At 69.4% G+C, this 26,914-nt stretch carries 26 protein-coding genes; 7 read left to right on the top strand and 19 right to left on the bottom strand.

Annotated elements, in window-relative coordinates; translation table 11 throughout:
* Nucleotides 1-3: 3 nt before the first annotated feature.
* The 6 genes from AB0395_RS04635 to AB0395_RS04660 form a co-directional block, all read right to left on the bottom strand.
* Nucleotides 4-903 (bottom strand): ATP-binding cassette domain-containing protein, encoded by a 900-nt coding sequence (locus AB0395_RS04635; protein WP_366277058.1) that lies wholly within the window; start codon nt 901-903, stop codon nt 4-6.
* Nucleotides 900-1,934, bottom strand: coding sequence for an ABC transporter ATP-binding protein (locus AB0395_RS04640; RefSeq protein ID WP_366277059.1), 1,035 nt, complete (start codon nt 1,932-1,934; stop codon nt 900-902). The genes AB0395_RS04635 and AB0395_RS04640 overlap by 4 nt, the downstream gene beginning before the upstream one ends.
* Complete coding sequence (locus tag AB0395_RS04645) at nt 1,927-2,913, bottom strand: ABC transporter permease (RefSeq protein ID WP_366277062.1); 987 nt, start codon at nt 2,911-2,913, stop codon at nt 1,927-1,929. The genes AB0395_RS04640 and AB0395_RS04645 overlap by 8 nt, the downstream gene beginning before the upstream one ends.
* The gene (locus tag AB0395_RS04650) at nt 2,910-3,839 is read right to left on the bottom strand and encodes an ABC transporter permease (protein ID WP_366277065.1); all 930 of its coding nucleotides are present in this window, start codon (nt 3,837-3,839) and stop codon (nt 2,910-2,912) included. The genes AB0395_RS04645 and AB0395_RS04650 overlap by 4 nt, the downstream gene beginning before the upstream one ends.
* The gene (locus AB0395_RS04655; RefSeq protein ID WP_366277066.1) at nt 3,826-5,529 is read right to left on the bottom strand and encodes an ABC transporter substrate-binding protein; all 1,704 of its coding nucleotides are present in this window, start codon (nt 5,527-5,529) and stop codon (nt 3,826-3,828) included. Before AB0395_RS04655 ends, AB0395_RS04650 begins: the two co-directional genes overlap by 14 nt.
* Before the next feature lie 494 nt (nt 5,530-6,023).
* Nucleotides 6,024-6,539: a hypothetical protein gene (locus AB0395_RS04660; protein ID WP_366277067.1), complete on the bottom strand. Its 516-nt coding sequence runs from the start codon at nt 6,537-6,539 to the stop codon at nt 6,024-6,026.
* A gap of 657 nt (nt 6,540-7,196) precedes the next feature.
* On the opposite strand from AB0395_RS04660, the gene AB0395_RS04665 reads away from it, so the two are divergent.
* Nucleotides 7,197-8,270: a hypothetical protein gene (locus AB0395_RS04665; RefSeq protein ID WP_366277070.1), complete on the top strand. Its 1,074-nt coding sequence runs from the start codon at nt 7,197-7,199 to the stop codon at nt 8,268-8,270.
* 339 nt (nt 8,271-8,609) lie between these two features.
* Here AB0395_RS04665 and AB0395_RS04670 read toward each other — a convergent pair whose 3' ends face one another.
* Entirely contained in the window at nt 8,610-9,740 is a 1,131-nt protein-coding gene (locus tag AB0395_RS04670; protein ID WP_366277073.1) for a HAMP domain-containing sensor histidine kinase, read from the bottom strand.
* The gene (locus tag AB0395_RS04675) at nt 9,737-10,390 is read right to left on the bottom strand and encodes a response regulator transcription factor (protein WP_366277075.1); all 654 of its coding nucleotides are present in this window, start codon (nt 10,388-10,390) and stop codon (nt 9,737-9,739) included. The genes AB0395_RS04670 and AB0395_RS04675 overlap by 4 nt, the downstream gene beginning before the upstream one ends.
* Nucleotides 10,391-10,480: 90 nt before the next feature.
* On the opposite strand from AB0395_RS04675, the gene AB0395_RS04680 reads away from it, so the two are divergent.
* From AB0395_RS04680 to AB0395_RS04695, 4 genes are read left to right on the top strand one after another with little or no spacing between them, the layout of a single operon-like run.
* Nucleotides 10,481-10,960 (top strand): hypothetical protein, encoded by a 480-nt coding sequence (locus tag AB0395_RS04680; protein ID WP_366277076.1) that lies wholly within the window; start codon nt 10,481-10,483, stop codon nt 10,958-10,960.
* Nucleotides 10,957-11,976 carry a peptidoglycan-binding domain-containing protein gene (locus tag AB0395_RS04685; protein ID WP_366277079.1) on the top strand — a complete coding sequence of 340 codons (1,020 nt, stop codon included), beginning with the start codon at nt 10,957-10,959 and terminating at the stop codon, nt 11,974-11,976. Before AB0395_RS04680 ends, AB0395_RS04685 begins: the two co-directional genes overlap by 4 nt.
* Nucleotides 11,973-12,629 carry an ABC transporter ATP-binding protein gene (locus AB0395_RS04690; RefSeq protein ID WP_366277082.1) on the top strand — a complete coding sequence of 219 codons (657 nt, stop codon included), beginning with the start codon at nt 11,973-11,975 and terminating at the stop codon, nt 12,627-12,629. The genes AB0395_RS04685 and AB0395_RS04690 overlap by 4 nt, the downstream gene beginning before the upstream one ends.
* Entirely contained in the window at nt 12,626-13,804 is a 1,179-nt protein-coding gene (locus tag AB0395_RS04695; RefSeq protein ID WP_366277084.1) for an ABC transporter permease, read from the top strand. The genes AB0395_RS04690 and AB0395_RS04695 overlap by 4 nt, the downstream gene beginning before the upstream one ends.
* Nucleotides 13,805-14,068: 264 nt before the next feature.
* On the opposite strand, the gene AB0395_RS04700 is transcribed toward AB0395_RS04695, so the two are convergent.
* Nucleotides 14,069-15,274, bottom strand: coding sequence for an MFS transporter (locus tag AB0395_RS04700; protein ID WP_366277086.1), 1,206 nt, complete (start codon nt 15,272-15,274; stop codon nt 14,069-14,071).
* A gap of 72 nt (nt 15,275-15,346) precedes the next feature.
* On the opposite strand from AB0395_RS04700, the gene AB0395_RS04705 reads away from it, so the two are divergent.
* On the top strand, nt 15,347-16,324 hold the full coding sequence (locus tag AB0395_RS04705) for a helix-turn-helix domain-containing protein (RefSeq protein WP_366277089.1): 978 nt from the start codon (nt 15,347-15,349) through the stop codon (nt 16,322-16,324).
* Between the two features lie 51 nt (nt 16,325-16,375).
* Here the strand turns inward: AB0395_RS04705 and AB0395_RS04710 are convergent, their stop codons facing one another.
* Nucleotides 16,376-17,761 (bottom strand): MFS transporter, encoded by a 1,386-nt coding sequence (locus tag AB0395_RS04710; protein ID WP_366277091.1) that lies wholly within the window; start codon nt 17,759-17,761, stop codon nt 16,376-16,378.
* 113 nt (nt 17,762-17,874) lie between these two features.
* Between AB0395_RS04710 and AB0395_RS04715 the strand changes: the two genes are divergently transcribed.
* Entirely contained in the window at nt 17,875-18,855 is a 981-nt protein-coding gene (locus AB0395_RS04715) for an AsnC family transcriptional regulator (RefSeq protein ID WP_366277093.1), read from the top strand.
* On the opposite strand, the gene AB0395_RS04720 is transcribed toward AB0395_RS04715, so the two are convergent.
* From AB0395_RS04720 to AB0395_RS04760, 9 genes are all read right to left on the bottom strand, one after another.
* Entirely contained in the window at nt 18,852-19,265 is a 414-nt protein-coding gene (locus tag AB0395_RS04720; protein WP_366277095.1) for a hypothetical protein, read from the bottom strand. The two genes, AB0395_RS04715 and AB0395_RS04720, sit on opposite strands and share 4 nt — an antisense overlap.
* 79 nt (nt 19,266-19,344) lie before the next feature.
* Nucleotides 19,345-20,007, bottom strand: coding sequence for a response regulator transcription factor (locus AB0395_RS04725; protein WP_366277097.1), 663 nt, complete (start codon nt 20,005-20,007; stop codon nt 19,345-19,347).
* On the bottom strand, nt 20,004-21,176 hold the full coding sequence (locus AB0395_RS04730; RefSeq protein WP_366277099.1) for a histidine kinase: 1,173 nt from the start codon (nt 21,174-21,176) through the stop codon (nt 20,004-20,006). Before AB0395_RS04730 ends, AB0395_RS04725 begins: the two co-directional genes overlap by 4 nt.
* A 206-nt stretch (nt 21,177-21,382) precedes the next feature.
* Nucleotides 21,383-22,141 carry a hypothetical protein gene (locus tag AB0395_RS04735; protein WP_366277333.1) on the bottom strand — a complete coding sequence of 253 codons (759 nt, stop codon included), beginning with the start codon at nt 22,139-22,141 and terminating at the stop codon, nt 21,383-21,385.
* Nucleotides 22,138-22,512, bottom strand: coding sequence for a serine hydrolase domain-containing protein (locus AB0395_RS04740; protein WP_366277101.1), 375 nt, complete (start codon nt 22,510-22,512; stop codon nt 22,138-22,140). The genes AB0395_RS04735 and AB0395_RS04740 overlap by 4 nt, the downstream gene beginning before the upstream one ends.
* Before the next feature lie 198 nt (nt 22,513-22,710).
* Nucleotides 22,711-23,475, bottom strand: a complete 765-nt coding sequence (locus AB0395_RS04745) for an ATP-binding cassette domain-containing protein (RefSeq protein ID WP_366277104.1) — start codon at nt 23,473-23,475, stop codon at nt 22,711-22,713.
* 20 nt (nt 23,476-23,495) lie between these two features.
* Nucleotides 23,496-24,692: an alanine racemase gene (locus tag AB0395_RS04750; RefSeq protein WP_366277106.1), complete on the bottom strand. Its 1,197-nt coding sequence runs from the start codon at nt 24,690-24,692 to the stop codon at nt 23,496-23,498.
* A gap of 49 nt (nt 24,693-24,741) precedes the next feature.
* Nucleotides 24,742-25,731 (bottom strand): ABC transporter permease, encoded by a 990-nt coding sequence (locus AB0395_RS04755; protein WP_366277108.1) that lies wholly within the window; start codon nt 25,729-25,731, stop codon nt 24,742-24,744.
* Nucleotides 25,728-26,903, bottom strand: a complete 1,176-nt coding sequence (locus AB0395_RS04760; RefSeq protein ID WP_366277111.1) for a substrate-binding domain-containing protein — start codon at nt 26,901-26,903, stop codon at nt 25,728-25,730. The genes AB0395_RS04755 and AB0395_RS04760 overlap by 4 nt, the downstream gene beginning before the upstream one ends.
* Between the last annotated feature and the right edge of the window lie 11 nt (nt 26,904-26,914).

The raw sequence follows: 26,914 nt of genomic DNA on the forward strand, positions 1-26,914 counted from the left end.
CATTCAGTGCTCTGTCGCGCCGGCCCCCGGCCGGCTCACGACGGGGTGGTCGTTCGGTGAGTCATGGTCATGATCGTGGCACGCCTGATCGGCGTCGTGCAACGCTCCCGCAGACCAGGCCGGTAGCCCCGCCTCCGGTGTCGCCTCGACCAGCGCGCGTGTGCAGGGGTGCTGCGGGGAGCGGAAGATCTCGTCGGACGGGCCGGTCTCGACGATGCGGCCGCGCTGCATGACGGCGACGCGGTCGCTGTAGAGCCGGATCACCGCCAGGTCGTGGCTGACGTGGAGGAATGAGATCCCCTGGTCGCGTTGCAGGTCGGCCAGCAGGTTGAGGATCTGGGCACGCACCGACACGTCGAGCGCCGAGGTCGGCTCGTCCGCGATGATCAGGTCCGGTTTGAGGGCGAGCGCGCGCGCCACGGCGACGCGCTGGAGCTGGCCGCCGGACGCCTCGTGCGGATAGCGTCCCAGGTAGTCGGCGCCGAGGCCGACCGACTCCAGCAGCGCGACCAGCTCGGCGGTCGACGTCGTCTCGCCGTGCGCACGGAAGACGTTCTCCAGCGTCTGCCGTACGGTCTGCCGCGGGTTCAGCGACGCCAACGGGTCCTGGAAGACCATGGCGACGTTGCGCCGCAGCCGCCGCAGTCCTCGCCGACTGAGGCAGGCGACGTCCTGCCTGTCCGTACGGACGGTGCCGGACGTCGGCACCACCAGGCCGTTGGCCATCCGCGCCAGCGTGGACTTGCCCGAGCCGGACTCGCCGACCAGGCCGAGCGCCTCGCCCCGCTCGACGTGGAGCGAGACGCCGTCGACGGCGAGGAAGCCCTTGCGCCCGCGGCCGAAGCCACCGGCGGTGCGGTAGCGCTTGCTGACGTCGGTCATCTCCAGGATCGGCTCGCTCACCGGGTGACCTCCTGCAGTGCGGGGAGACGATCGAGGTGGCAGGCCGCAAGGTGCAGGCCGCCGCCCTCGCTGGTCGGGCGGACGGTGGGCAGCGGTACCTCGACGACACAGCGCTCGCCGACCTGGTCCGCGAGGCCGCAGCGCGGCGCGAAGGCGCAACCCGGTCCGGCGTCGCGCAGCGACGTGGGCGCGCCGGGGATGGCGCGGAGCCGGGTCCGCTCCCCTCCGGTGTCGAGTCGGGCGTCCAGCCGCGGCGTGGCCGCGCGGAGACCGGCGGTGTACGGGTGGGCGGGCTGATCGAAGATGTCGCGGAGGCTGCCGTACTCGGCCTGGCGGCCGGCGTACAGCACGAGGACCTCGTCCGCCACGCTCCCCACCACCCCGAAGTCGTGGCTGATCAGGAGCATCGCCATGCCGTACTCCTGCTGGAGCTCGCGGAGCAGGGCCAGGATCTGCGCCTGCACCGTCACGTCGAGCGCGGTGGTCGGCTCGTCGGCGATGAGGAGCGCCGGCCGGTTCACCAGGGCCATCGCGATCACCGCGCGTTGCCGCATGCCGCCGGAGAACTCGTGCGGGAAGCGGCGTACGGCGTCCGCGGGCTCGGGGATGCCGACCCGGTCGAGCATCTCGACCGCACGGGCCCGCGCGGCGCGGCGGGTGACCGACGGGTCGTGCAGGCGGACCGCCTGGGCGATGTGCGCGCCGATGTCGAGGTACGGGCTGAGCGCGGACATCGAGTCCTGGAACACCATGGCCACCTCGGAGCCGCGGGCCCGGCGCAGCTCGCGCTCGTCGGCGGAGAGCATCTCCCGCCCGGCGACGACGATCCGGCCCCGGGCGCTCGCCCCGCGCGGCAGCAGCCGCATGATCGCCCGGCCGGTGATCGTCTTGCCCGACCCCGACTCGCCGACCACGGCGAGCGTGCGGCCGCCGTCCAGCCTCACGGAGAGGCCCCGGACGACATCGGCGGTGACGCCGCCGCTGGTGAACGAGACGCACAGGTCCTCGACCTGGAGTACGGGGTCAGGCACGGCGGATCCTCGGATCGAGAAGCGGCATCAGCAGGTCGGCGATCAGGTTGCCGACGATGATGAGGAAGGCGGAGAAGAGCGTCACCCCGACGACGATGCTCAGGTCGGACTCGTTCACGCCGGACAGCAGCAGGTCGCCGAGCCCGTGCAGGCTGAACACCTTCTCCGCGATCACCGACCCGCCCAGGAGCGCGGTGACGTCGAGCGCGAACATCGCCACGACCGGCACCATCACGCCGCGGACGGCGTGCCGGTTCACCTGCCGGGCCGACGCGCCGCGCGCGGTCATCGCGACGAGGTGGTCGGCCGAGAGCTCGTTGAGGAGCTGGGTGCGGGTGACCCGGATGTAGCCGGCGGCGAGGATGAACGACAGCACCATCCACGGGCCGATCAGGTGCCAGGCCCAGTCCGCCGGTGACTCCGAGAACGACACGAAGCCGGAGTACGGCAGCGCGTTGAGCATGAAGCCGAAGACCTGGACGACGAGCAGGCCGACGAGGAAGGTCGGCACCGACAACCCGAACATCGCGAAGCCGGTCGAGAACCGGTCGACGATCCCGCCCTTGCGTATCGCCGACAACGCGCCGAGGCCGATGCCCACGACGAGGCACAGGACGGCCGCGCCGAACGCGAGCGACAACGTGACGGGCAGCCGCTCGGCGATGAGCGTCGTGACGTCGCTGCGGTTCGGGAACGAGTAGCCGAAGCAGGGCGCCTGGCAGTGCACCTGCTGGGCGCCCTTGCCGTACGTACGGCCGACGAAGAGGCCCTTCACGAACTCGGTGTACTGCCACAGCGCGCTCTGGTCGGTCTGCATGTAGGCGCTGACCTTGGCCCGGGTCTCGGGCGGGCACGGCTTGCCGCACATGGCGCGGGCCGGGTCCTTCGAGGCCCCGAAGAAGAGGGCTATCGTCACGAAGGCGATCGCGAGGAGCATGAACACCGCGGTGACCATGCGGCGGGCGATGTAGACGATCATGCAGCATCCTCCGTGCGCACGTCGAGGACGTCGCGGAGCGCGTCGCCGGCGAGCGTGGCGCCGAATACGATCAGGAACACCACGGCGCCCGGGAAGAGCATGTACCAGACGTCCGCACCGCTGTAGATCCACGGCAGCGAGTCCGAGAGCAGCTTGCCGAGGTCGGGGACGTCGCCACGCAGGCCGACGCCGAGGAACGACAGTCCCGCGACGACGCTGACGTTGCCGGGCAGCGACATCGCGAACAGGACGACGACCAGGCCGAAGAGGTGCGGCAGCATCTCGCGGCGGATGATCTGCCAGGGCGGAGCCCCGGTCGCGCGCGCCGCCTCGACGAAGGCGCGGGCGTTGATGGCGCCGGCCTGGGCGCCGATGATCCGGGCCGGAACGGTCCAGCCGAAGAAGGCCAGTACCAGCACGAGGACCAGGCCCCGTGGCATCTCCGGCGGCACGATCGCCATGATCGCGATGACGAACATCAGGCCCGGGAAGCCGAACATGAAGTCGATCACCCGCCCCGCGACGGCGTTGAACCAGCCGCCGAAGTACCCGATCGCCGTACCGAGGACGGCGGCGAAGGCGATCGACAGGATGCTCGCCCCGAACGCGATGAACAGCGACGAGCGAATGCCGTAGACGATCTGGGCGAACAGGTCGACGCCCGTCACCGGGACGACGCCGAGCCAGTGGTCGGCGCTGACGCCACCGAAGACGCCCAGCGGACGGCCGCCGTCCGGGTCGAGCAGGTCGGTGTGCAAGGTGCTCGGGTCCTGTCCCTCGATCTGCACGAGCAGCGGGGCGCAGAGTCCCGCGACGAGCGGCACGACCAGCATGACCAGGCCGGCGACGCCGGACCGCTTCCGGAGGAAGCGGCGGAGGACCGACGTACCCCGGTCCTCCGCCTGCTGGATCTCAGTGATCGACACCGGCGACCAGCTCGTTCGCGAACGGCGGGTAGGCGGGGATGAAGTAGTTCAGGATCTTCGAGCCGGCCAGGGCCTGCGTGCGCTGCACGAGGATCGGCACGATCGGGGCGTCCTGCATGATCTGCTTGTCAATCGCGGCCCACATCTTGGCGGCCTTGTCGAGGTCCGGTTCCGCGGTCGCGGCGTCGATCGCGGCGTCCACCTCGGGGTTGGAGAACTTCGAGGCGTTGCCGCCGCCGTTGTCGATCTCACTCGACGCGAACAGCGGCTGGATGGTGCTCATGCCGCTCGGGAAGTCCGCTCCCCAGCCGTTCGTCGTCATGTCGTAGTCGCCGTCGGCGGACGAGATGAGCTCGTACCAGGTGTCGCCGTCGAGGCCCTTGAGCTCGACCTTGACGCCGATCCGCGCCAGCGAGTTCTTGATGCTCTGGGCTTCCTTCTCCTCGATCGCGCTCACGTCGGTCGGGTAGGTCAGCGTGAACTTCAGGTCGGAGACGCCGGCGTCGGCGAGCAGTTCCTTCGCCTTGTCGACGTTGCCGGTGTCACCGCCGTCGTACAGGTTGTACTCGGTGTAGCCGGGGATGCCGGGTGTCATGATGGTCGAGGTGATCTGGCCGCCGAACTTCGGGCCGCCGTACACGCTCTGCAACTCGGCCTTGTTGATCGCGTAGTTGATCGCCTGCCGCACGCGGACGTCGGAGAGGCCCGGGCGCTTGACGTTCATGGCGAGGTAGCGGAAGTAGCCCGACGGGCTGTTGGCCATGCGGTTGGAGATCGACGGGTCGGACTCGATCCGCTGGAACTGCGACGGCGAGATGAGCGCGTTGCTGATCGCGGTCTTGTCCTCGCCCTTGTCGTCGATGAGGCGCTGCACGATCGTGTCGTTGTTCAGGCCCATGTCGAGGACGATCTTGTCCGGGCCGGCGAACCGCGCCTGGTCGGTGTCGGCCTTCCAGTTCGGGTTGCGCTCCAGCACCGCCTGCGAGCCCTTGCGGAAGCTCGTCACCTGGTACGGGCCGCTGGCGACCGGGTGCTCGCCGTACGTCTCCGGCTTGGTGTCGGCCGTGGCCGGCACCGGCGCGAAGGCCGGCATGCTGACGATCCACGGCCAGTTGCCGAACGAACGCGTCAGGTGGAAGACGATCTTGTGGTCGTCGACGACCTCGATGGAGTCGAGCTTCTTGCCGTCGTACGGGCCGTCATAGTCGGTGCCGCCGACCAGTAGCGTCTTGTGGTAGCCGAGGCCGCCCTGGAACATCGGCGCGAACGACCGCTCGATGCCGTACTTCACGTCCTGCGCGGTGATCGGGCTGCCGTCGGAGAACTTCAGGCCCTCCTGCAGCGTGAAGGTCCACGTCTTGCCGTCGTCGTTCGTCGTCCCGGTGTCGGTGGCGAGGTCCGGCACGAGGATCGTGTCCTTGTCCGGGAACGTCCGCCACGACGTCAGCCCGCGGTGCACCCACCGCAGCCGGCTGGTCGGCACCATCTGCGCGTTGGCGGTCTCGAAGGACTCGGTCGCGCGCCGCGAGAGGTAGTGCAGGGTCCCGCCCTGGGACACGGACGCGCGCGCCGTCGTGTTCTTGTCCTTCGTCGGCTCGGTGGACTGCGAGTTCGCGTTGCAGCCCGCCGTCACGAGGGCCAGGACGAGCGCGAGCCCTGCGGGCACCATTCTCCGGGATCGATTCGCCATAGATCGCGCTTCCTGTGAGGCGGTCCCGATCGGCCGGGTCCGCTGCTTGGATCTCAGGAAGGGAGTCTGTTGGCGGGCGAGAGCGCGCGTCCATCGAGGAGTTCTGCAGGAGACCTTTCAGAAAATCTGAAAGATCGCGGAGATCTGCGCGCGCGGCGTCCACGATAGTCCGGCGGTCCCGGTGGCTGGAAGAGCGCGGCGCAACCCGTTGGATGAGAGCAGGCCGCCAGCTTCTGTACGAGTCTATCGACCGGGCACCTGACCAGACAGGTGTTCCGCGGAACCACCACTCCCGGATTCATGAACGGTAGATACGGTTCTACGGTGACACCGCGATCGTGGGCGGTGTCCAGGAGCAGCGCACTACCGACACCACCGGCTCGTTCCGGATCACCTTGGGGGTTGTCCGGCGGATCGCCGTCATTCAGCGGCCTGAGCGCCACCGGACGACCACGGCCGGAGACATCGGTGACGTGGCAGGGCGCCGGTGCGGGCTACGTAGAGGGATTCGTTGGACGAGCCCTGCCCCGGAGTTCTGGAGACGGTTCTCGCCACAGGACGAACGTCGCGATGGTGGCGAGAGTGACGACAACGGCCAGGCCGTAGAGGACGACCATGGTCGCTCCCTGGCTGGGTACGGCCAAGCTTGTACCGACCGCGATTATCGAGGTCACCGGGAAGATCGAGCGGAAGCCCCAGTAGGCAAACCGCCCACTGGGCAGGGAGTGGTCCTGGACGTAATGCTCCCAGCCCATGTTCTGCAGACCGACTCGATCTTCGACCTTGTCCCGGATATATGCCGCGAGACGGGTGATCAAATGGGCTTTGAAAAGCCAGCTGATTCCCAGGACCATTGACAGTAATGGGTAGATCAGGATGATGGCCGCGTTGCGGACTTGAAAGCCTGCCGTCAGCACGGCGCCGAAGGCCACTGTCACCACAGCCGTGATCTGAGATTGCAATCCTGTGAGGCTGACGATCTCCGAACGTAAGCTGGTGTACTCGGCCACGGCGAGCTGTGTGGCGTCCCATTCGGGAGGGGTGGAGAGCGACGCGGACGGTGATCCTGCCACGTCCGCAGTGTCCAGAGGATCTGTGGGCGCTGATCGGCGTGGCGGTCGCTGTAGGAGCAGAGTGAACCCCGAGCGCCAGGAGGGGAAAATATGCCGCACGACTTCTACGATGCCGCAGATTTCGTTGGCATGAGAGAAACTGATCTATCAGGGGACCGATATTCGAAGCCTGGCGCCTGTGTGAAACTCCGGGGCTCCAGTCGTGCGGCTGCTCACGGCTCTGAAGATATTGATCTGCCAGGCTGAATCTTGCGCTGCGGCGTCAACCCGGGCGCAGCCGTAGTGTGTCAACCCGTCTGCATGACAGTTGACCTGTAATCAGGTTATAAGCAGACCCTTTATCTCCAAGGTCGTGGGCGCTCGACCGAGGCCGCATATTCGGTCTCCGTCCGATGGTGGTTTACGCCTCGCCGGCGATCGAGACGAGTGTGAGCGCTCACGCACCGGCCGGGCGTCGCCGCCACGCTGAGGACGCTGTAGGGCCACCTTTCCGGAGCACTTCGCGCTTCCCGCGCTGGATCCGATGGTCGGATCTCGCCGGCCCATGCCCCGCCGGCATGCCAACTTTTCCTCCGGAAGGCGCGTCTCACCCTTATGGGATTACTGTTTCGCGGCACCGCTGCAGCCGTCGCCTTTCTCGTCGCCACAGGGCCGACCGCCGCCCACGCCGTGGCGCCGGCCGGTCAGTGGGGTGTCGTCCACAACGACCGCCGCGACTCCTACGACGCGGTGACGGTGACGCCGGGTGGAGCGGTCTGGGTCGCCGGGACGAGGCGCCCGGATCACGGATCGACCGGCGCCGAATCGCTCCTGTTGAAGGGCGGCCGGTCCACCTTCAAAAGTGTCACCGGGCCGGGCTTCCGGGTGAAGCGGCTGACGTCGGCGTCCGACACCAGGGTCTGGGCGTTCGGCGCGTCGCGATACGCCCGGTGGGACGGCAAGCGCTGGGAGGTCAAGCCATGGCGCTACGGCCGGGTGGATCGGGCATACGCCATCGGCAGGAACCTGTGGGTCATCGAGAACGCCAGCGTGTTCCCGTCGGCCGGTAGCGCCGGGTGGAAGGCGCGGTCCACGCTGCGGCGTCTGGACGGGTCGGTGTGGCGCAGGGTCCCCACGCCGATCGTGGTCAAAGGACTCGACGGTAAGTGGGCGGCGGGCTCGGTGCGGGGCACGGCGGCTCTGGCCCGCTGGACCGGCACGGCCTGGCGCGCGGTCGCACTTCCGGCGATTCCGTCCGCGCACTCGGGCCAGATCTCGGAGCTGACGGATGTCGCGGTCGACGGTGAGACCGGCCGGGTGATGGCCGTCGGCTGGGTCGCCTGGCCGTGCGGCGGTGCGAAGCCCTCCTTCTGCGGTGAGACTTTGCTGCTGTCCAGCTATCTGGGCGGCTGGAACGTCGAGGTCCGGGGTGAACCGGGTCTCCAGCCGCGCGCCCAGGCGGAGCCCGACGGCAGAGGCGGGGCCTGGGTCGTCTACGACGCCAAGGGCGGAGGCAGCGGGTTTCTGCACATCGGCGCCGACAGTGTCGAGCCGGGCGTCTTTCCGGTTCCGCCGAACCAGAGCGCGTCCGTTCGTGACCTCGCCATCCAGCCGGAGAGCGGTTCCGTCTGGGCGGTCGGCGCGGCACCTTCCGGCCGCAACGGTCTGATCTGGGCCTACCGCCGCTGAGTCGGCTGGGCATCGGGGCCACCCGGACGGGCCCCAACGTGCCCTGGTGCGTGCTGGGTTCGCGCGTACCCTAACCGGCTGCTGCGCCAGTATCTAGCCAAGAACGCCGATCTGCGCGCCTTTACGCAAGCGGACCTGGATGTCATCGCCGCCAAGCCCAACGACCGCCCTCGGAGGATCCACGGCTACCGCAGCCCGGCGGAGGTCTACGCTGAGATCCTGAACAGCGGTGATGCGTTGATCCTTTGAGACCTCCATCGTTTGCCGACGCTCAAAGGACGACATTCCCGGAGCTCGGGCAATCGGATAGCTCGGTCGGTAGATAGCCGGCCGAGTGCATCACACGGCCCCTCGCGGTGAGGCGGTGCCTGGGCCCGGCAATCGTACGGTCACCACCAGGCCGCCGCCGTCGCGAGGGACGGCCGTCACCGAGCCGCCGTGGCCGCGGGCGATGGAGCGCACGATGGACAGGCCGAGGCCGAATCCCCTCCCGCCGCCGGTACGCTCGCGGTTGAGCCGCCGGAACGGCTGGAACAGCGACTCGATCTCGTAGTACGGCACGACAGGCCCCGAGTTGACCACGGTCAGCACCGCGTACTCGCCGGCAGTCTCCGTGGTCACAGAGACGAACCCGGAGGGCACATTGTGCTCGACGGCGTTCTCGGCCAGGTTCTGCACCAGCCGTTCAAGCAGGATCGGATCACCTCTGGTGATCGCGGTGGCCGCGCCGTCGCAGGGCACGCCGAGCTGGTCGCAGACGTGGCCGGCGATGTCGGCCAGGTCGACGGGGGTGCGCTCGGTGATGCCGTGTTCGGAGTCGGCCAGTGTGAGCAGGCCGTCTATCAGCCGTTCGTGCCGTTCGTTGACGGTCTGCAACGACGTGCCGAGCTGGATGCAGTCCTCCGAGGCGCCCGGCCTGCTGACCGCGAGCTCCACCAGCGTCCTGTTCATGGCCAGCGGGGTGCGCAACTCGTGCGAGGCATTGGCGACCAGCCTGCGCTGTCCGTCGAAGGCCGCGTCCAGTTGCTCCACCATCAGGTTGAAGGCGTCGGCCAGGTCGCGTACCTCGTCTTGCGGGCCGTCCATGACGATCCGTTCGTGCAGTCCCCGCCCCGCGCCCACGGCCAGCCGCTGCGCGGTCTCGGTGACGCGGTGCAGGGGCTGTAGCGCGCGGCCCGCCACCAGCCAGCCGAACCCGACCGAGGCTGCGCCGACCAGCAGCAACCCGATCGCGCCCTGCGATATCAGGGAGGTGGTGGTCGCCGTGCGGATCCGTTCGCTCAGCATTTGTCGGCCCTCGTCCATCGGCGGTCCAGACGGTGTGGACGACAGGATGTGCTTGCCGCTGATGGCCGAGGGCACCTGCTGGGACACCAGCAGGGTCGTGACGCCGAGCAGCACCACTCCGCCCACCAGGAAGAACACCGCGTATACCAGGGTCAGTCTGGTCCTGATCGTGAGCTTCTTCATGCGATGCGGTACCCGACTCCAGGAATGGTGTCGATCACGGGGACCTCCAGCTTGCGGCGCAGCTTCAGAATCGTCACCCGCACGACGCCGGTGAACGGGTCGGTGTGCTCATCCCAGGCCCGCTCCAGCAGGTCCTCGGCCGAAACCACTGCACCGTCGGCGCGCAGCAACTCGGCGAGCACCGCGAATTCCTTGCGCGACAACGCGACGTAACGCCCGTCGCGATAAACCTCCCGCCTGGCCAGATCCATCCTGAGGCCACGGCGGCTGAGGACCGGAGGCGTGACGGGCCCGGTGCGCCGCAGCAGCGCCAGCACTCTGGCCGACAACTCGGCCAGTGCGAACGGCTTGGAAAGGTAGTCGTCAGCGCCGAGCTGGAGGCCCGCCACCCGATCCCGTACGGCCGCAGCAGCGGTCAGCATGAGGACGCGGGTTCGTGAGGTCGACTCCACAATCGACCGGCACACGTCGTCGCCATGGACGGCAGGAAGATCACGGTCAAGGATGACCACGTCGTAGTCGTTCACTTCCAACCGCTCCAGCGCCGAGCCGCCGTCGTTGACCACGTCAACGGCCAGCGCGTCGCGACGCAGCCACTCGGCGATGCCGTCGGCCAGCACCGGTTCGTCCTCAACGATCAGAACACGCATGCTCAGAAGTTCTATCCGGTTGTGTGTATCGCCACGGTTAACGTTCGCGCTAACGCCACGGTAATCGGCTCTGCGATGAACTCCGGGTCCATGAAGACGAAGACGCTGATCACGCTCCTCGCCGTGGGTCTCCCCCTTACTGCCTGCGGCGCCCAACCCGAGCCCAGGGTCGCCACCGCGAGCGGTGTCACGGCGAGCGTGGCCGCGAGCCCTTCGGCCGCCGGTGACGGAGAGTTGGCCTTCGCCCGGTGCATGCGAGGTGAAGGCATCGACATCAAGGACCCGACCAACGGCCGCTTCCAGGTCAACAGCGACATCGCAGAGAAGAAGAAGATGGACGCTGCGATGGCCAAGTGCGGTCACCTCCTCCCCGGCGGACAGGGAGGCAAGCTGAGCCCGCAAGATCTCGACAGCGCGCGCAAGCAGGCGAAGTGCATGCGCGAGAACGGATACCCCACGTTCCCTGACCCCGACCCCAGCGGAAAGATCAAGCTGGATGTCGGAGCCCTCGGAGCCAGCCCTGACGACCCGAAGTTCAAGGCCGCCATGGAAAAGTGCCGCGCGGCATGACCGGCCGACTCGCGGCCGGGTTGCTGATCCTTGCGGCGGGCTGCGCCACCACCGCGGTGATCGTGCTCGGCGGGCGCGGAGACGAACCGGCCGCCCGCGACCTCGTGCCCGCCGCCGTCGCCGAGGTCACCAAGCAGGACCTGGCCGACACCACGACGGCCACGGGGATCGTGGGCTACGGCCGGGAGCGGCCGCTCGCCGCGGCCGCTCCCGGCACGGTCACCGCACTTCCCGCCGTCGGCTCGACGGTCCGTCGTGGTGGCGTGCTGCTCAAGGTCGACCAGGTCCCCACCGTGCTCTTATACGGCAAGGTGCCTGCCTACCGGACGCTGCGGTCCGGCGTGCGAGGGGCCGACGTCCGGCAGCTGGAAGAGAACCTGCGCGAGCTCGGCTATCGCGGTTTCACCGTCGACGACGTATTCGGCAGGGAGACCGCGCAGGCCGTACGCAAGTGGCAGAAGGACATCGGCGTCAAGCAGACCGGCATGGTCGAGCTCGGCCGAGTCGTCTTCCAGCCGGACGCCATCCGCGTCAACGACCAGAGCTCAGGGCCTGGGACGCTCGTCCATCCGGGCTCTCCGCTCCTGACTGTCACCGGGACCGAGCACTTGGTCACCGTACGGCTGGACGAGAGCGAATACCAGCTGGCCAAGATCGGCGCGATGGCGACGGTCAAGACACCGGCCGGCGAGCAGGTCCAGGGAAAGGTCGCGACCGCGCAGTTCGTGGTCAATTCCGATCGGGGAGGCACGACCACGGAAGTGGAGCTGACCGTGGCGATCGGGGCCATCGGCTACGACCGGGCGGCGGTCGATGTGACGCTCGTCTCCGAAGTGCGCAAGGGCATCCTCACGGTGCCGGTCGCGGCGCTCCTGGCACTGTCCGAGGGCGGGTACGGCGTCGAGCTCGCGGACGGCCGGATCGTTCCGGTCCGGACGGGGCTGTTCGCCGGCGGGCGTGTCGAGGTGTCAGGACAGGGACTCAGCGTCGGCCTGAAGGTGGGGATGCCGACATGATCGCGCGGCTCGAGGGTGTCACCAAGGCCTACCCCGGTGGTGTCATCGCGCTGGATGACGTCTGGCTGGAGATCGAGGAGGGTGAGCTCCTGGCCATCGTCGGGCCGTCCGGGTCGGGTAAGTCCACCATGTTGCACGTCCTCGGCACCTTGGACCGGCCGACCAGCGGTCGGGTGCACCTCGACGGCCGGGACGTGGCCGCGCTGCCAGACCGTGCCCTGTCGGAGCTGCGGGCCACCAGGATCGGTTTCGTGTTCCAGCAGTTCCACCTGACCACAGGGGCGTCGGCGCTGGACAACGTGGCCGACGGGCTGCTGTATGCGGGGGTGCCGCTCGGGCAGCGGCGTGCCCGAGCGCTGAAGGCGCTCGACCAGGTGGGCCTCGGCCATCGCGTACGGCACCGGCCGCACGAGCTGTCCGGCGGCGAACGGCAGCGTGTGGCCATCGCCAGGGCGGCCGTGCGCAGGCCTGTCTTGCTGCTGGCCGACGAGCCGACGGGCAACCTCGACTCGGCGGCGGGCGCGGGCGTGCTCGCGCTGCTACGGGAGCTGAACGCGTCAGGGACCACGATCGTGGTGATCACGCACGACCTGGAGATCGCGCACGCCCTGCCCAGGCAGGTGCGCATGCGGGACGGGCGGGTGCTGCCATGACGGCGCTGTTGGCCAGGGACGTGATCAGGGTGGGCGGTGCCGGGCTGCGCACCCGGCCGCTGCGAGCCCTCCTGTCGGCCCTCGGTATCGCCATCGGGATCGCCGCGATGGTGTCGGTCGTCGGGATCTCCGCTTCCAGCAGAGCCGAGCTGGACAGGACCCTGGCCAGGCTCGGCACCAACCTGCTCACGGTCGCGCCGGGCCAGACCGTCTTCGGGAAGCAGGCGCAGCTGCCGCAGGAAGCGGCGGCCATGATCCGCAGGATCGGCCCGGTGACAGGTGCCGCCGCCACCGCGCTGCTGTCCGACGCACACGTGTACCGCAACGATCGGATCCCCGCCGCCGAGAGCGGCGGCATCGCCGTCGTCGCCACAGAGCTCACCGTCCCCGATCTCATCGGGGCGACCGTGGCGCGAGGCACCTGGCTCAACGCCGCGACGGCCCGCTACCCCGCCGTCGTGCTCGGCTCGACGGCGGCCGAACGGCTGGGCGTCACGGCGCTGGGACGGCAGGTGTACGTGAGCGGACACTGGTTCACCGTTATCGGCTTGCTGGACGCGGCGCCGCTCGCGCCGGAGTTGGACTCCTCCGCGCTGATCGGCTGGCCCGCTGCCGCAAGGTACCTGTCGTTCGACGGGTATCCGACCACGATCTACACCCGCACCGAGGACTCGGCCGTGGAAACGGTGCGCGCCGTGCTGGCCGCCACCGCCAAACCGCAGGTGCCCGGCGAGGTGAACGTGTCCAGGCCATCCGACGCGCTCGCCGCTCGCCAGGCGACAAACCGGGCGCTGACCGGCCTGCTGCTTGGCCTCGGCGCGGTCGCCCTGGTCGTCGGGGGCGTGGGCGTGGCCAACACCATGGTCATCTCGGTCCTGGAACGCAAGGCCGAGATCGGACTGCGCCGGTCACTCGGCGCTACGCAGGGGCAGATCCGCGTCCAGTTCCTGACCGAGGCGCTGCTGCTGTCCGGCCTTGGCGGTCTCGGCGGCCTGTTCCTGGGCGCCGCGGTGACCGGTGTGTACGCGGCCATCCAGGCCCTGCCGATGATGATCCCCGTCTGGGCGCCGGCTGGCGCTCTGGTCGCCACCCTGGTGATCGGCAGCCTGGCCGGGCTCTACCCCGCCGTCCGTGCCAGCCACCTGGCCCCGGCAGAGGCACTGGCCTCGCCCTGACCAGCCGCTCCGACAAGGGGCGCCGCAGGCTGCCCGACGAACTGATCGCTTTCATCGAAGGGCTGGCGCTCAAACTGCCCCGTTCGACGATCGCGAAGATCCATCGGCAGGCCGTCAGCGTGGCCGGCCCAGGCCTGGGTATGGGGCGGTGCACGAAATCGTGACCGGCGTCGACCCGGCACTGCAGGTCATGGCGTACGAAGGGACCAAACGGTACCGGGAGGTGTATGAGCTGGTGCACCGGCGGGAAGCATCCAAACCGAACTACGCCGACAAACCGGCCGAGACCGAGATCGACTGGCCTCCGGCCTCCTGAGGTTCTCGGCCCAGCCGTCTGACCGGCTTGATCAACAGCAGCGCCGCCGCCACGCCGACCGTCACCAGGGCCGACCCCAGCATGAAGGCGCGCGGTTCGACCAGCTCGGCGACCGGACCGGCCAGCGCCTGCCCGACCGCCATGCCCGAGACCGATCCGGCCACCTGGTAGGCGTTGACCCGGTTCACCACGTCCGGCGCGACCTGCGTCTGCACGCTGGTCGACCACATCACCGACCAGAACGCCAACGCGTACCCCCCGAGCAGGTGCCCGGCCATCAGCAGCGGCAGCGGTAGCCCGAGCGCGACCGTCAGCGGCACCGCCACGTATCCGCTCAGTGCCATCGCCCCGGCCGCCAGCGGTCTGCGCGGCCTGAGCCTGATCGCCACCAGTCCGCCCAGCACGGTGCCGAGGCCGAGTGCCGTCATCACCCAGCCGTAGTCGGCCCCGATGACCTGCGACGACAGCGGCACGTACGGCCCGACCACCAGAACGCCCCAGAACACCCAGACCAGGATGACCGACCACATCCAGGTCCTGGCCTTGAACTCCTCCCAGCCTCTGCGCAGGTCGCTCAGCACGTTGGAGGGCTCCGGCCTGGGTACGGTGACCCGGACCAGAAGCAGGCACACCCCGCTGACGAGGAACGTCGCGGCGTCCACCGTGTAGACGAAGACCGGCCCGGCGACGACGATGAGGACTCCAGCCAGTGCGGGACCCGCCAGCTGGGTGACCGCCTCGGCGATCTTCAGTGTCGCGTTGGCCCGCTGCGGATCTTTGGCGACCAGGGGGACCATGCCGTTGACGCACGGTTCGAACGTCCCGGCGCCTATGCCCGACAAGAACGCCATCGCCAGCAACAGGGCGAACGGCGGAGCACCGTCCAGGAAGGCGACGGCCACACACCCCTGGGTGACGACCCTGAGGATATCCGCGCCGATCATCAAGCGCCGGGCGCCGATCCGGTCGGCGAAAACCCCGCCGAACAACATGACCAGCACAGCCGACGTGGTCCAGATCGCGAGCACGTAGCCGACACCCGCGATTCCATAGACTTTTCCGATCGCCAGCGCCGAGGCGACGGGCATCATCGCGTCACCGAGCAGTGAGATCGTGCGGGCACCGAAGTAGAGGGTGAAGTTCCTCGTCCACATAAGCCCCAATTCTGGATTTTTCCAGATCAGAGCACCGGTGTCCCAAATGACATCATTGGGTACATTTGCGTCATGCCCCTGGACTGCCCGGAAACGCCCCCGACGCCCCTCAGCCCGCATCGCGTGGTCGCCTTGGTCGCCCCGGACCAGGAGCTCTACCCGGTCACCTCCGCCTCAGCCGTCTTCGGCTACCACGGCCCCGACATCCCCCAGCACTACAGCTTCAGCCTGTGCGCCGAACACCCAGGCTCCCTCCCCAGCACCCTCGGCATCCCCATCCAGGTGGACAGCGGCCTCGAAGCCCTCGACGACGCCGACACCGTGGTCATCGCGGGCTGGAGCTGGACCCTCACCCCCTCGCCCGCCGTACTCCACGCGGTGTCCCAAGCCCATGCCCGAGGCGCCCGCATCGTCGCCGTCTGCGCCGGAATCTTCATCCCCGCCGCCCTGGGCCTCCTGGACGGCCGCCGCGCCTCCGTCCACTGGGAACTCTCCGGCGAACTCGCCGCCCGCCACCCCCGCGTCATCCCCGACGACACCGTGATCTACGTCGATCACGGCGACGTCGCCACCGCCGGAGCCTCGGCCGCCACCCTCGACCTCTGCCTTCACCAGGTCCTCCAGGAGTACGGCGCGGCCCACGCCATGCGCATCGGCCGACAGCTCGCCGCCGGTCCGCACCGCGAGGGCTGCCAGCGCCAGTACCCTCCCCTTCCCACCACCGGCCCCATGCCAGACTCCCTGGCCCCCCTGCTCGAATGGATCCTGTCGCGCCTGCCCGACCAGACCACCGTCGAGGACATGGCCGCCTACTCGGGCGTCTCCCCCCGCACCCTCACCCGCCAGTTCGCCGACCAGCTCGGCATCCCACCCGCCCGCTGGCTGCTGGAACGCCGCCTGGCCGCCACCCGCGCCCTGCTGGAGGAGACCGACCTGCCCGTCGAGACCATCGCCACCCGCGTCGGTCTCTCCTCGGCGGTCAACCTCCGCCGCCGCTTCCACACCGCCCTGCGCACCACCCCGGCCGCCTACCGCCGCTCCTTCCGCTGAAGGTCCCGGGCGGTCCCGCCGCGATCACGACAGTTCCTGCAGCCCGCCTGATCAGGGTCTCGCAGTCGTCGCACTGATCATGAACGCGGTGGCGAAGCCGTTGGCGACCAGGAGTGCGGCGGCGGCCCACAGAGCGGTGGGGGCCGCACCCGTGCGGAGGAACAGCGTGCCGAGCAGGGCGATGCCGAGTGTGCCACCGAGTTGCTGGACGGCGTTGAGCAGCCCCGCGGCCGAGCCGGTCTCGTGTGAGCGGACGCGTTCGAGCGCGGTGCTGAAGAACGGTGTGGTGAACATCCCCAGCCCGAGCCCGCCAAGCGCCAGCGCGGGTACGGCCAGCCACAGGTAACCGGGCTCCTCCGTATAGGCGGCGATGAGGAGCAGGGTTCCTACGAGCAGCGTGGCGAGCCCGCCGTACATGAGTTTCGCGCCGATTCGCGGGAACAGATGGGCGCCGGAGACCCACGAGGAGATCGCCATCCCGCACGACCAGGGCAGCAGCGTGAGGCCCGAGGTCAGGACGTCGACATGGCGGGTGAGCTGCGCCTGCAGGACGACGGTCAGCATCAGGCCGTTCATCACCGCGAAGAACAGCGTTGAACTCACCAGCGCGGCCGGAAAGCCGCGGTTGCCGAACAGACTGGGCTCGACCAGAGCGGGTCGCCCCTGACGCGACCGTTCACGCTGATGGAGCCAGAACACCACCAGCACTCCCACGCCGCCGGCGAGCGCGATCCAGGTCCAGGCGGGCCACCCGGCGGCGTCGCCCTCGATGAGCGGGTAGACCACCAGGCCGGTGCCGAAGGTCGCCAGCGCGGTGCCGGGCAGATCGAGGCGCGGACGGTGGGCGGCACGGTCCTCACGCAGCAGCGGCGTGAGGGCGAGAACCGCGATTCCGAGAGGGAGGTTCACGAGAAATACCGATCGCCACGACGATCCGAGCACGTCGGCGTGGGTGAGGAAGCCGCCGAGCACGGGGCCGCAGACTGCCGAAAGGCCCATGACCGGGCCGATGCTCCCTAGCGCCTTGGGCAGTTCGGCGCCGTCGAACATGCCACGGATCAACCCGATGGTCTGCGGGATGATCAGCGCCGCCGCAGCCCCCTGTACCGCCCGTGCGGTGATCAGCATTCCGGCGGACGCACTCAGCGCGCAGGCCAGCGAGGTGATCACGAACCCGGCGACTCCGATCCGGAACACCCGAGCACGGCCTGCGATATCACCGAGCCGGCCGCCGGTGATCAACAGCACCGCGAACGGCAGCGTGTACGCAGCGCCGAACCACTGGATATCGGAAGCGGGACCGGCAAGGTCGGCATGAATGACCGGCGCCGCGACCTGGACGATCGTCGCATCGAGCAGATTCATCGCCTCTGCGGCCAGTAGCGCCGCCAATGCGCCCCACCGCCACCGGTAAGCCAACACCGGACTCATCACCATGGGAAATCCCCCCCAACAGGTCGGTTCGTCGCGACCGATCCTGTGAGGAGGAGCGAGCCGCGTTCCACTTTCCGTCGTGAGGTAGGTGATATTTTCCATGGAGACACCAAAGGATGAGGGATCATCACGTGCTGGACGACATCGATCGAGGCCTGATCCATGCGTTGAACATCGACGGTCGCGCGCCGTTCAGCAGGATCGCCACCGCGCTCGGTGTGTCGACACAGACGGTGACCCGCCGATATCGGCGGCTGACCGCCGAGGTCGCACTGCGCGTCGTGGGGCTCCACGACACCCGGCACGCTGGGCAGGCACAGTGGATGCTCCGGCTGACCGCCGCCCCGCACGCCGCCCAAAACCTCGCCCAGGCGCTGGCACGGCGGGCCGACACCTCCTGGGTCAAACTCATCTCCGGTGGCACGGAGATCTTCGCGATCGTCACCGCCGCGAACCATCAGCCGGATCGTTCGCTGCTTCTCCACGACATCCCCCGCACCGCGGGCATCACCGCTGTTTCCGCGCACTATCTGCTGCACACCTACTACGGCGGTCCCACCGCCTGGCGTGGACGCCCGAACGTGTTGAACGAGCAGCAGCAACGGCTACTGGAGCCCGTTGTTCAGCCACACGGTGAGCGACCCGGTGTGACCGACTCCGACGCCGCCTTGCTGGCAGCGCTACGTACCGACGGCCGGGCGAGCCAGGCTGATCTCGCCAAGGCCACGGGCTGGTCGGCTGCCACCGTCGCACGCCGCCTGGCCGACCTGCGGGCCAGTGGCGCGATCTTCTTCGATATCGAGATCAGTACGGCGGTGCTCGGTGTCACCGCCCAGGCCCTGCTATGGATGTCGGTCGCCCCGAGCCACCTGGACCGAGTCGCCACCGCTCTGGCCAGGCACGCCGAGTTGGCCTTCGTCGCCGCCACCACCGGCTCCACCAACCTGGTCGCCAACGCGTTGTGCGCCGACCCGGCCGCCCTGCACCGCTACCTGACCCAGGGGCTCGGCTCGGTCGAGGCCATCCACACGATCGAGACCGCTCCCGTGCTCCGAACCGTCAAGGCGACCGGCCCGATGACCGCTGCCGGTCGTTAGCCGCAACCAGGGAGCGCCGCCCCGGGACCTGTCCTGGCGGTTCCAGCCAGGTTCCCGCCCAGGTCAGCTGTCCGCCGTGGCCGGCTGTGCCGGTGCGAAGGTCGTCTGACCGGCGCGGCGGAAGCACCAGAGGCGACGGCCGAGTGCGACCGCCCCGCGATCCGGAACCGGGTCCGCGCCGTCACCGCGTTGCCGTCCCCGTCCCGGCCGCGGACGATCGTCTCGACCGACGTCCCGTCGATCACGGCCGCCGCGACACCCGGCGTGCCGTAGACGGAACGGTAATCGTCGACCAGCCGTTCGCCGGTGGCATGGGCCGGTGCCGTCCAGCCGAGCAGCAGGGCGACGAGCACACCGCCGAGGACGATGAGGGAGGTCACACGGGGAAAGCGGAGACGTAGGAAATGCACGCCGTCGAACCTAGGCCGGGCGTCACCGGCCGACATCACCCGAAGGGGTGAGCCGGGCCCACCCGGCAGGACGGAATCCTCAGTCAGGCAGTTCGCTGCGACCGACGAGCCCGTTCTCGTACGCATGGATCACCGCGTGCACGCGGTCGCGCAGGTTCAGTTTCTGCAGGACGGCCCGGACGTGGGACTTCACCGTGTTCTCGCTCAGCACCAGCTCCGCGCAGATCTCGCTGTTGGACCTGCCGCGGGCGAGCAGGCCGAAGATCTCGACCTCGCGCGGGGTGAGGCCGTCCAGGGCCGCCGTCCTCCGCATCGGCACCTGCCGTACGAAATCGAGGATCGTCGCGGCCACCCCCGGAGCCAGCGCCGACGTCCCGGAGGCGACGTCACACACGGCCTGGGCCAGGGCGGCGGGGCGGACGTCCTTGGTCAGGTAGCCGCTCGCACCGGCCCGGATCGCAGCCACGACCAGTTCGTCATCATCGAACGTCGTCAGCATGAGCACCCGGCTCGCCGGTGCGATCCTGACGATCTCCGCCGTGGCGGCGACCCCGTCCATGCGCGGCATGCGGATGTCCATCAGTACTACGTCCAGGCGGTGCCGCCGGACGACCTCGATCGCGTCGCTGCCGTTCGCGACGTCGTGGGTGACCTCGATGCGTTCGTCGGCCGACAGCACCGTACGGAGCGAGGCCCGCAGCAACTCCTGATCGTCGACAAGCATGACACGGATCCCGGTCATACCCCCTCCTTCGTGGGGAGCCGCGCCCGCAGCACCCACCCGTCGTCCCCGTCGTCGATCGACAGGGTGCCGCCTGCGGTACGCACACGTTCCTCGATCCCTATCAAGCCGGTCCCGTGGCTGCCGACGTCGCGAAGCGCCTTGCCGCCGTCGTCACGCACCTCCACCACCACCTCGGCCGGGGTCCAGCGCAGGCGAACGGTCACCTCGACCGGTGGTTCGAGGTGGCGCAGCGCGTTGGTGATGCCCTCCTGCACGGTACGGACCGCCGCGACCTCGGCACTCAGGCTCAGTGGCCGTCGCTCACCCACCTCCGCGAATGTCACCGCATGGAGCGGGCTCGCCGCCGAGGCCACGAGGTCGGGGAGGGCATCGAGCGAGATCGGGACCTTTCTTGGCCGGGAATCGGCGCGCGGCGCCACGGTGGTCGGACCCAAGGTGGCCAGCATCGCTCGCAGACCTTGGTGGGCGTCCCGGCCGGTCTCGGCGATGGCGCCGAGTTCGCGGCGGGTCGCCGGATCCGCCGTCGTCACCGCCGCGGCCTCGATCCGCGCGACCATGACGGTGACCGTGTGGGCGATCACGTCGTGCAGGTCGCGGCGGATGCTGGCCCGTTCGTCCACGACCGCCGCGGCCAGTCGTTCGCTCTCGGCTCGTTGGCCGGCCTCGTGCCTGCGGCGTATCAGCAGGGCCGCAAGCCACACACCGCCGACCACGAGCATCAGCAGCCCGCCCTCGACCAGGCGGGTCCACCCGTCAGGGGGCAGCCGGGCCCACGCCACCAGCTCGGTGAGGACGATCCCGAGCGCGGCGACGGCCAACGCGACCACCGAGGACCTGACCGAGACCAGGCTGGTCAGCCGCCACAACATGAGGGGGAAGCACACGGCCGAGGGCAGCATGTTCGGTGACCAACTCAGGGAGGGCATCGTCACCAGGACGAGCATTGCCAGCGCGCCGATCGCGTACCCCACCCACGGCCGTCGATGGGCCACCACCGCTCCCGCATGGAGCAGGACGGCGGCACCCGCCGCGGCGAAGATCTGCCACAGGTCCGCGCCGAGGTGCCAGACGCCCGCCAGGATGAGCACCGTCAGGAGAGCCAGGACCACGTGCGCCACCACCACCGTCGTCGCCGGCCATGTGCTCTGGCGCTGGGAGGCTGTCACGGTCGTCGCCTTCCGGTGGGCTCGTGGTGGGGAGCCGTACCTGGCTCGACGTGCCACAGGATAGCCAGCGGCGGGCAGGCCGATCCTGGCACCTTGCCACGAACCCGCCGGCGAGGCCCGTCGATGAGCCGCCTCATCGAACGCCGAGCCGTCGAAGCGGCCGGCGTCCCGGTTCACCCCTACGGGAGGCCGTTCACCTGTGGTGATCACTCGCACCTCGTCGAAGCCATACCGGCAGTAGCGCGAAGGAGGAACTCAGTGCGCGGTGGGGCGTCACCGGATGGTCGGCGGCGTGTCCTGGCCAGGTGGAAACCCAGATGGAAACCACGTGCCACGACGACCGCCACGCTCGCCAGAGCGGCCGTCGCGAGCCAGACGTAGAGGGCGAACCACGCGTAGGTGACCTGCTCCAGGGTGCCCCTGCGGTTGAGGAGAAGACCGAACAGGTCGGGAAGCGTGAGGAAGAGCACGACGGGCACCCCGTACGGCACCAGCCGCAAAACGCCCCGCCACAGACGGCGTCCCGACCTTCTCCCGGCCCAGCCCCGTGCGCGGATGACGCCCCGCACGCCGAGCACGAGGGACAGGAGCGTCAGGACTGCGAGGACGGGATCGGCGGTCATGGTGAAGGGGGCCGAGGGGGCCGGAGTCCTGCCCTCGGACAGCTCGACCAGACCCTCCGCGATGAGTGCGCTGTCGTCCTCGAGGCTCATCCCCGTGTTGGCGACGACGGCGATGCCGTAGCCGGTCGCGGGGATCAGGGTCTGCATGGCGTTGTGGGTGAGCAGCCAGCCGGAGTGCTGGAGACGCGCGGGGCCGTGCTCGGGCTTGTAGGCCGACCAGCCCATCCCGTACGAACTCCCACGGGGAGCGGTCCACATGGTCTCGATGCTCCGGGAGGAGACGATCCGCCTGCCGTCCGGGGCCTTTCCGTGGCCGTTCTGTGTGATCAGCCAGCGGGTCAGGTCGTCGGCCGTGGTGACGACGCCCTGACTCCCGTTGGCGAACCAGCCTCGAACTCGGGCAGGTAGCGGCGCACCGGTGTGTCCAGGTTCACCGTGCCCGCCTCGACCAGCCGCATGACGGCCAGGGCGGTGAACGACTTGGAGAGGGAGGCGATCGGCATCCGGGTCTCCGCCGTCAGTGGCCTGCCTTCGGCGTCGTGCCCGTAACCTGCGGCACGTATGACCTCGCCGCCCCGGGTGACCGCGACCACGGCGCCGGGAAGGCCGGTCCGCTCCAGATAGCCGTTCACGTAGTGGTCCACGGCGGCCGCGTCGAGGACACTCGGGGGAGCGGCGACCGCTCCGGGCGCTATGACCAGCGGTATCGCCATGATCAGCACTATGAGGACCGCGCCCAACAGACCAGTGCGTACCGCGGGCTTCACGGTGTTCTCCGTTTGGTTCCGTTCACTGGACGACCGTATGAAGCCGGACAGGGCGGATGTATCGCACGATCGGCATCCCTCACCCCTGACTTTCGTCAGGGGTGAGGGATGGAGGTTGCGGGATCGTGTTCCCAGGCCTCGTGTTCAGGATCCGTCGGCCTGCTGCAGGCCTGTGATCATGGACACGATCTCGTTGTGCGTGGTCTGCGCGGTCTCGCGGATGCCGACCTGTACGCCGCGGCGCAGTACGGCGATCCGGTCCGCCACCCGGAAAACCTGGTCGAGGTTATGGCTGACCAGCAGGATCGCCCTGCCGCGTTCCCGCAGCTGCATCATGAGCTGCTCGACGCGGTTGGTCTCCGCGACGCCGAGCGCCGCGGTCGGTTCGTCCATCAGCACCAGCGAGGTGGCCCAGTGCGTGGCCCGGGCGATGGCCACGCCCTGGCGCTGCCCGCCGGACAACTCCCGGATGGTGGCGTGCGCGGACGGAATCCGCACGTCGAGCTCGTCGACGAGCTGCTGCGTCTGGGCGGCCATCTTCTTCTTGTCCAGCCGGCGCAGCACCCCCGTGACCAGCTCGCGGCCGAGGAACATGTTCATGTAGACCGTCTGCATGTCAGCCAGGGCGAGGTCCTGGTAGACGACCTCGATGCCGTGGCTGCGAGCGTCGCTGGCGTCGGCGAAGTTCACCGGCTCGCCGCGCAGCTCGATCGATCCGGCCGTCGGCCGGTACACGCCAGAGACGATCTTGACGATGGTTGACTTGCCCGCGCCGTTGTCGCCGACCAGGGCGACGATCTCCCCGGGACGGACATCGAGGCTGAAGTCCTGGACGGCGACGACGCCGCCGAACTCCTTGCGGATGTGGTCGAGCTGCAGCGCAGGGGAGGCGGTCCCTGTCGTGGTCATGGGCTCTCCTGTTTCGCGGGTCAGGCCGACAGGTCGGCGGGAGTCCCGTCGGCGGACCAGACACCGGCGACCTGCGGCCGTCCGGACGAGACGCCGCGCACGCCGGCGACGTAGGCGCGGGTGACGAACGCCTGGATGCGGAAACCGAACACGACGCTGTCCCCGGTACGGACGCGCCGGGACCCGGCCGTGTCGACCATGGCGTAGTAGTCGATGGCGTCCGGCGGTGGGATCTCCACGTCGGCCAGCGCCCCGGCGTCGGCGGTCGGGGTGTTGGAGACGATGGCCCGCATCTGGTAGGGCGGGAACACCGGGTCGACGTACAGGCCGCCGCCGAACGCGTACGCGAGGTCGCCGTGCAGGTGGGACACCTCGGTGAGATAGAGCGCGGCGGGGATCTCGGGAAGGTCCTCCAGTGCGTGCAGCGGTGTCGTGCCGGTCAGCCCGTGCCCGGGTTCGACCTGGGTCGCACCGGCGTCGGCCAGCGCCTGGAAGGTCACCGAGGACGATGTCCCGGGCGCGTTGATCTCCAGGTTGTCGCGGCCCGCCTTGCCCAGCTCCTCCGCGCACCGGGCCAGGGTGTCCAGGTTCGGCGTCGGCCGTACGGCACGGGCCACCGGGTCGAACAGCAACGCGGGGAAGGTCGTGATGCCGCCGAACCGGGCGTGCTGCAGACGGTCGAGTTCGTCGGCGACCTCCACGATGGCGTCGGCGGGAAAGCCGCCCTCGTGCCCGCGGTAGAACCTGTCCTGCGGCGCGTGCACCCGTGCGAGGAGGGTCTGCTCGCGGGAGTGCCGACCGGCCGCGGCGGCGGCCTCCCCGGCCTTGTCCATGCTGAACACGGTCCAGTGCTCGGGAGCCATGGCGGCGGCGGCGTCCGCCTCGGCGCGGGGCACCTGCACCAGGTGCCCGAGGTGCCCGAGCCGCATCCCGGCCCGGTGTACGGCCCGCGCGTCGGCCATGTCCACGGCCACCGCCGCGTCCACGCCGCCGGCGCGCAGCGCGGCGATGAAGTCGGGGTTGCGGCCGACCTGCTTGGTCATCGCGTACAGCCGCAGCCCGAGCCGGTCCGCCTCGGCGCGCATGGTGCGCGCGTTGGCGGTGACCGCGTCCAGGTCGAGCACGTAGGTGTTGGCGGGGAGCTTTCCCGCCTGGTGCAGCGCGATCGCGGCCTCGATCAGCGCGGGGTTGCGGCGCCGCAGCGTGTCGAGAAACATCACAGCCTCCTCGTGGCTGTCCGTGGCTGGACGTGGGACGACGGTCCGGTCATGTCTTCTCCTCGCGCAGCGTGAGAGCGATCGCGACGAGGATGATCGCGCCACGGGCGATCATCTGCTGGGAGACGGACAGCCCGGCCAGGATGAGGCCGTTGTTGAGCACGCCCATGATGAGCGAGCCGACCAGCGCGCCGATGACGGTGCCCGCCCCGCCGAACAGCCGGGTGCCACCGACGATCACGGCGGCGATCACGGTGAGCAGGTCGGCGTCGCCGAGGGAGTAGCGGGCACCGTGCAGCCGACCGGCGTAGAGCAGGCCGGCGAGCGCGGCGCACATCCCGCTGATCACGAGTACGGCGACCTTGATCCGCTGAACCCTGATCCCGGAGACGCGGGCGGCACGGGCGTTGTCGCCGACGGCGAGCACGTGCGCGCCGAACCGCGTGTGCCGGTACACGTAGTGACCGACCGCGACGACGATCACGCTCCAGATCACCAGCGTGGACACACCGGCGAGTGCCCCTGAGCCGAACAGCCCGTTGAAGTACTCGTGGGTGATCGGCACGGACTGCAGGTTGGTGATCGTCCGGGCGAGCCCGGCGACCAGCCCGAGGGTGGCCAGCGTGACCAGGAACGACGGCACCCTGACCCGGGTGACGAACAGCCCGTTGAACAGGCCGACGGCGGCGCCGACGGCCAGCGCGGCGGCGACGGCCAGCAGCATGTTGTCGTAGCTGCGCAGCACAACCCCGGCGACCAGCGCGGACAGTGCCACCACCGATCCGATCGACAGGTCGATCTCACCGGCGGTGAGCACCAGCACCATGCCAACGGCCATCACCGTGATCGGCGCGGTCTGCTGGACGATGTTCACCAGGTTCGAGCCGGTGAGGAAGCCGTCGTCCCGCAGCACGATCGAGAAGACGACCATGATCAGCGCGAAGCCGAGGTACACGACGTAGCGGCGGGGATCAACCGCTCGAAGCCGTTCCAGTACGGCGGGCACGCCCGCCGCAGGGGGTGAGGCGGATGTTTTCATCGGGTGGCCTTGACGACGGACGCGGGGGCGTCGCGGTGCAGGGACTGCTGCCAGCCTTCCTGCACGTTGTCCTTCGTCACGGTGAGGGCGGGCGCCACGACGAACGGCGGCGCGGGCTTGTCGAGCAGCCCGTAGGCGGCGGCGACGGCCAGGGCCCGGCCGACCTCGTAGGCCTGGTCGGCGATGAGGCCGGTCACGGCGCCGTTGGAGACCATGTCGAGGGCGACCGGCTCGGACAGGTCCAGCGTGACGATCTTGGTGTGGGTGTTGCCCGCGTTGCGCAGTGCGGCCAGTACCCCCTCGGCGGGCTCGGCCCAGGTCACGTAGATGCCGTCCAGGTCGGGGTGCTGGGCGAGCATCGCGTTGGCGACCTCTTCGGCGCGGGCCGGGTCGGCGATGCCCTGCTCGGCGACCACCTGGATGTCCGGGTGGTCACGCTGGATGGTCGTCTTGAACGCGTTGTCCCGCTGGTTGGTGACGTAGTAGGTGGCGTCGTGGAAGATCCAGCCAACCTTCCCCTTGTCACCGATCGCCGTGGCCAGCGCGTCCGCGGCCTGCTTGCCCATCTGGAACAGGTCGTCGGTGACCACGGACACGTAGTCGGAGCCCTGCTTGTAGCCGGTGGGGACGTTGGACAGGAACACCAGCTTCGCCCCGGCCTGCTGGGCCGGGCGGAACGCCTCCGCCGCCGTGGTCGGGTCGAGCGGCAGGGAGATCACCGCGTCGGGCTTCTTGGCCAGCACGGTCTCGACGTCGCTCTTCTGCTTCGCCGCGTCGAAGGCGGCGTCGGTGGTGGCGACCACCTGGACGCCGAGGCGGGCGAACTCGTCCTTCGCGCCCGCGGTGACCGCGTTGGTGAAGTCGGAGGAGGTGTGCCACAGCAGCGCGGCGGTGTGCTTGCCGCTCTTCACCTTCGCCACCTCGGCGTCGGTGAGGGTCAGCGCGCTGGACGGGCTGGGCTTCTCGCCGTTCGGACCGCGGGTCTCGGTGAGCGCTCCGCCGGTCTCCGAGGCGCTGGCGCTGGCACTGGCACTGGCGCTCGTGCCGGCGCTGGGAGCGGTGCCGGTGCCGGCACCGGCGGTGCCGCTGGTCTCCGCGCCCGTGCTGCAGGCCGCCGCGGCGATTAAGGTGACGGAGGTCACAACGGCCCCCAGGATCTTACGGATGTGCATGGTCTCTCCTT

Source organism: Streptosporangium sp. NPDC051023, from assembly GCF_040689595.1.
GTDB lineage: Bacteria > Actinomycetota > Actinomycetes > Streptosporangiales > Streptosporangiaceae > Streptosporangium.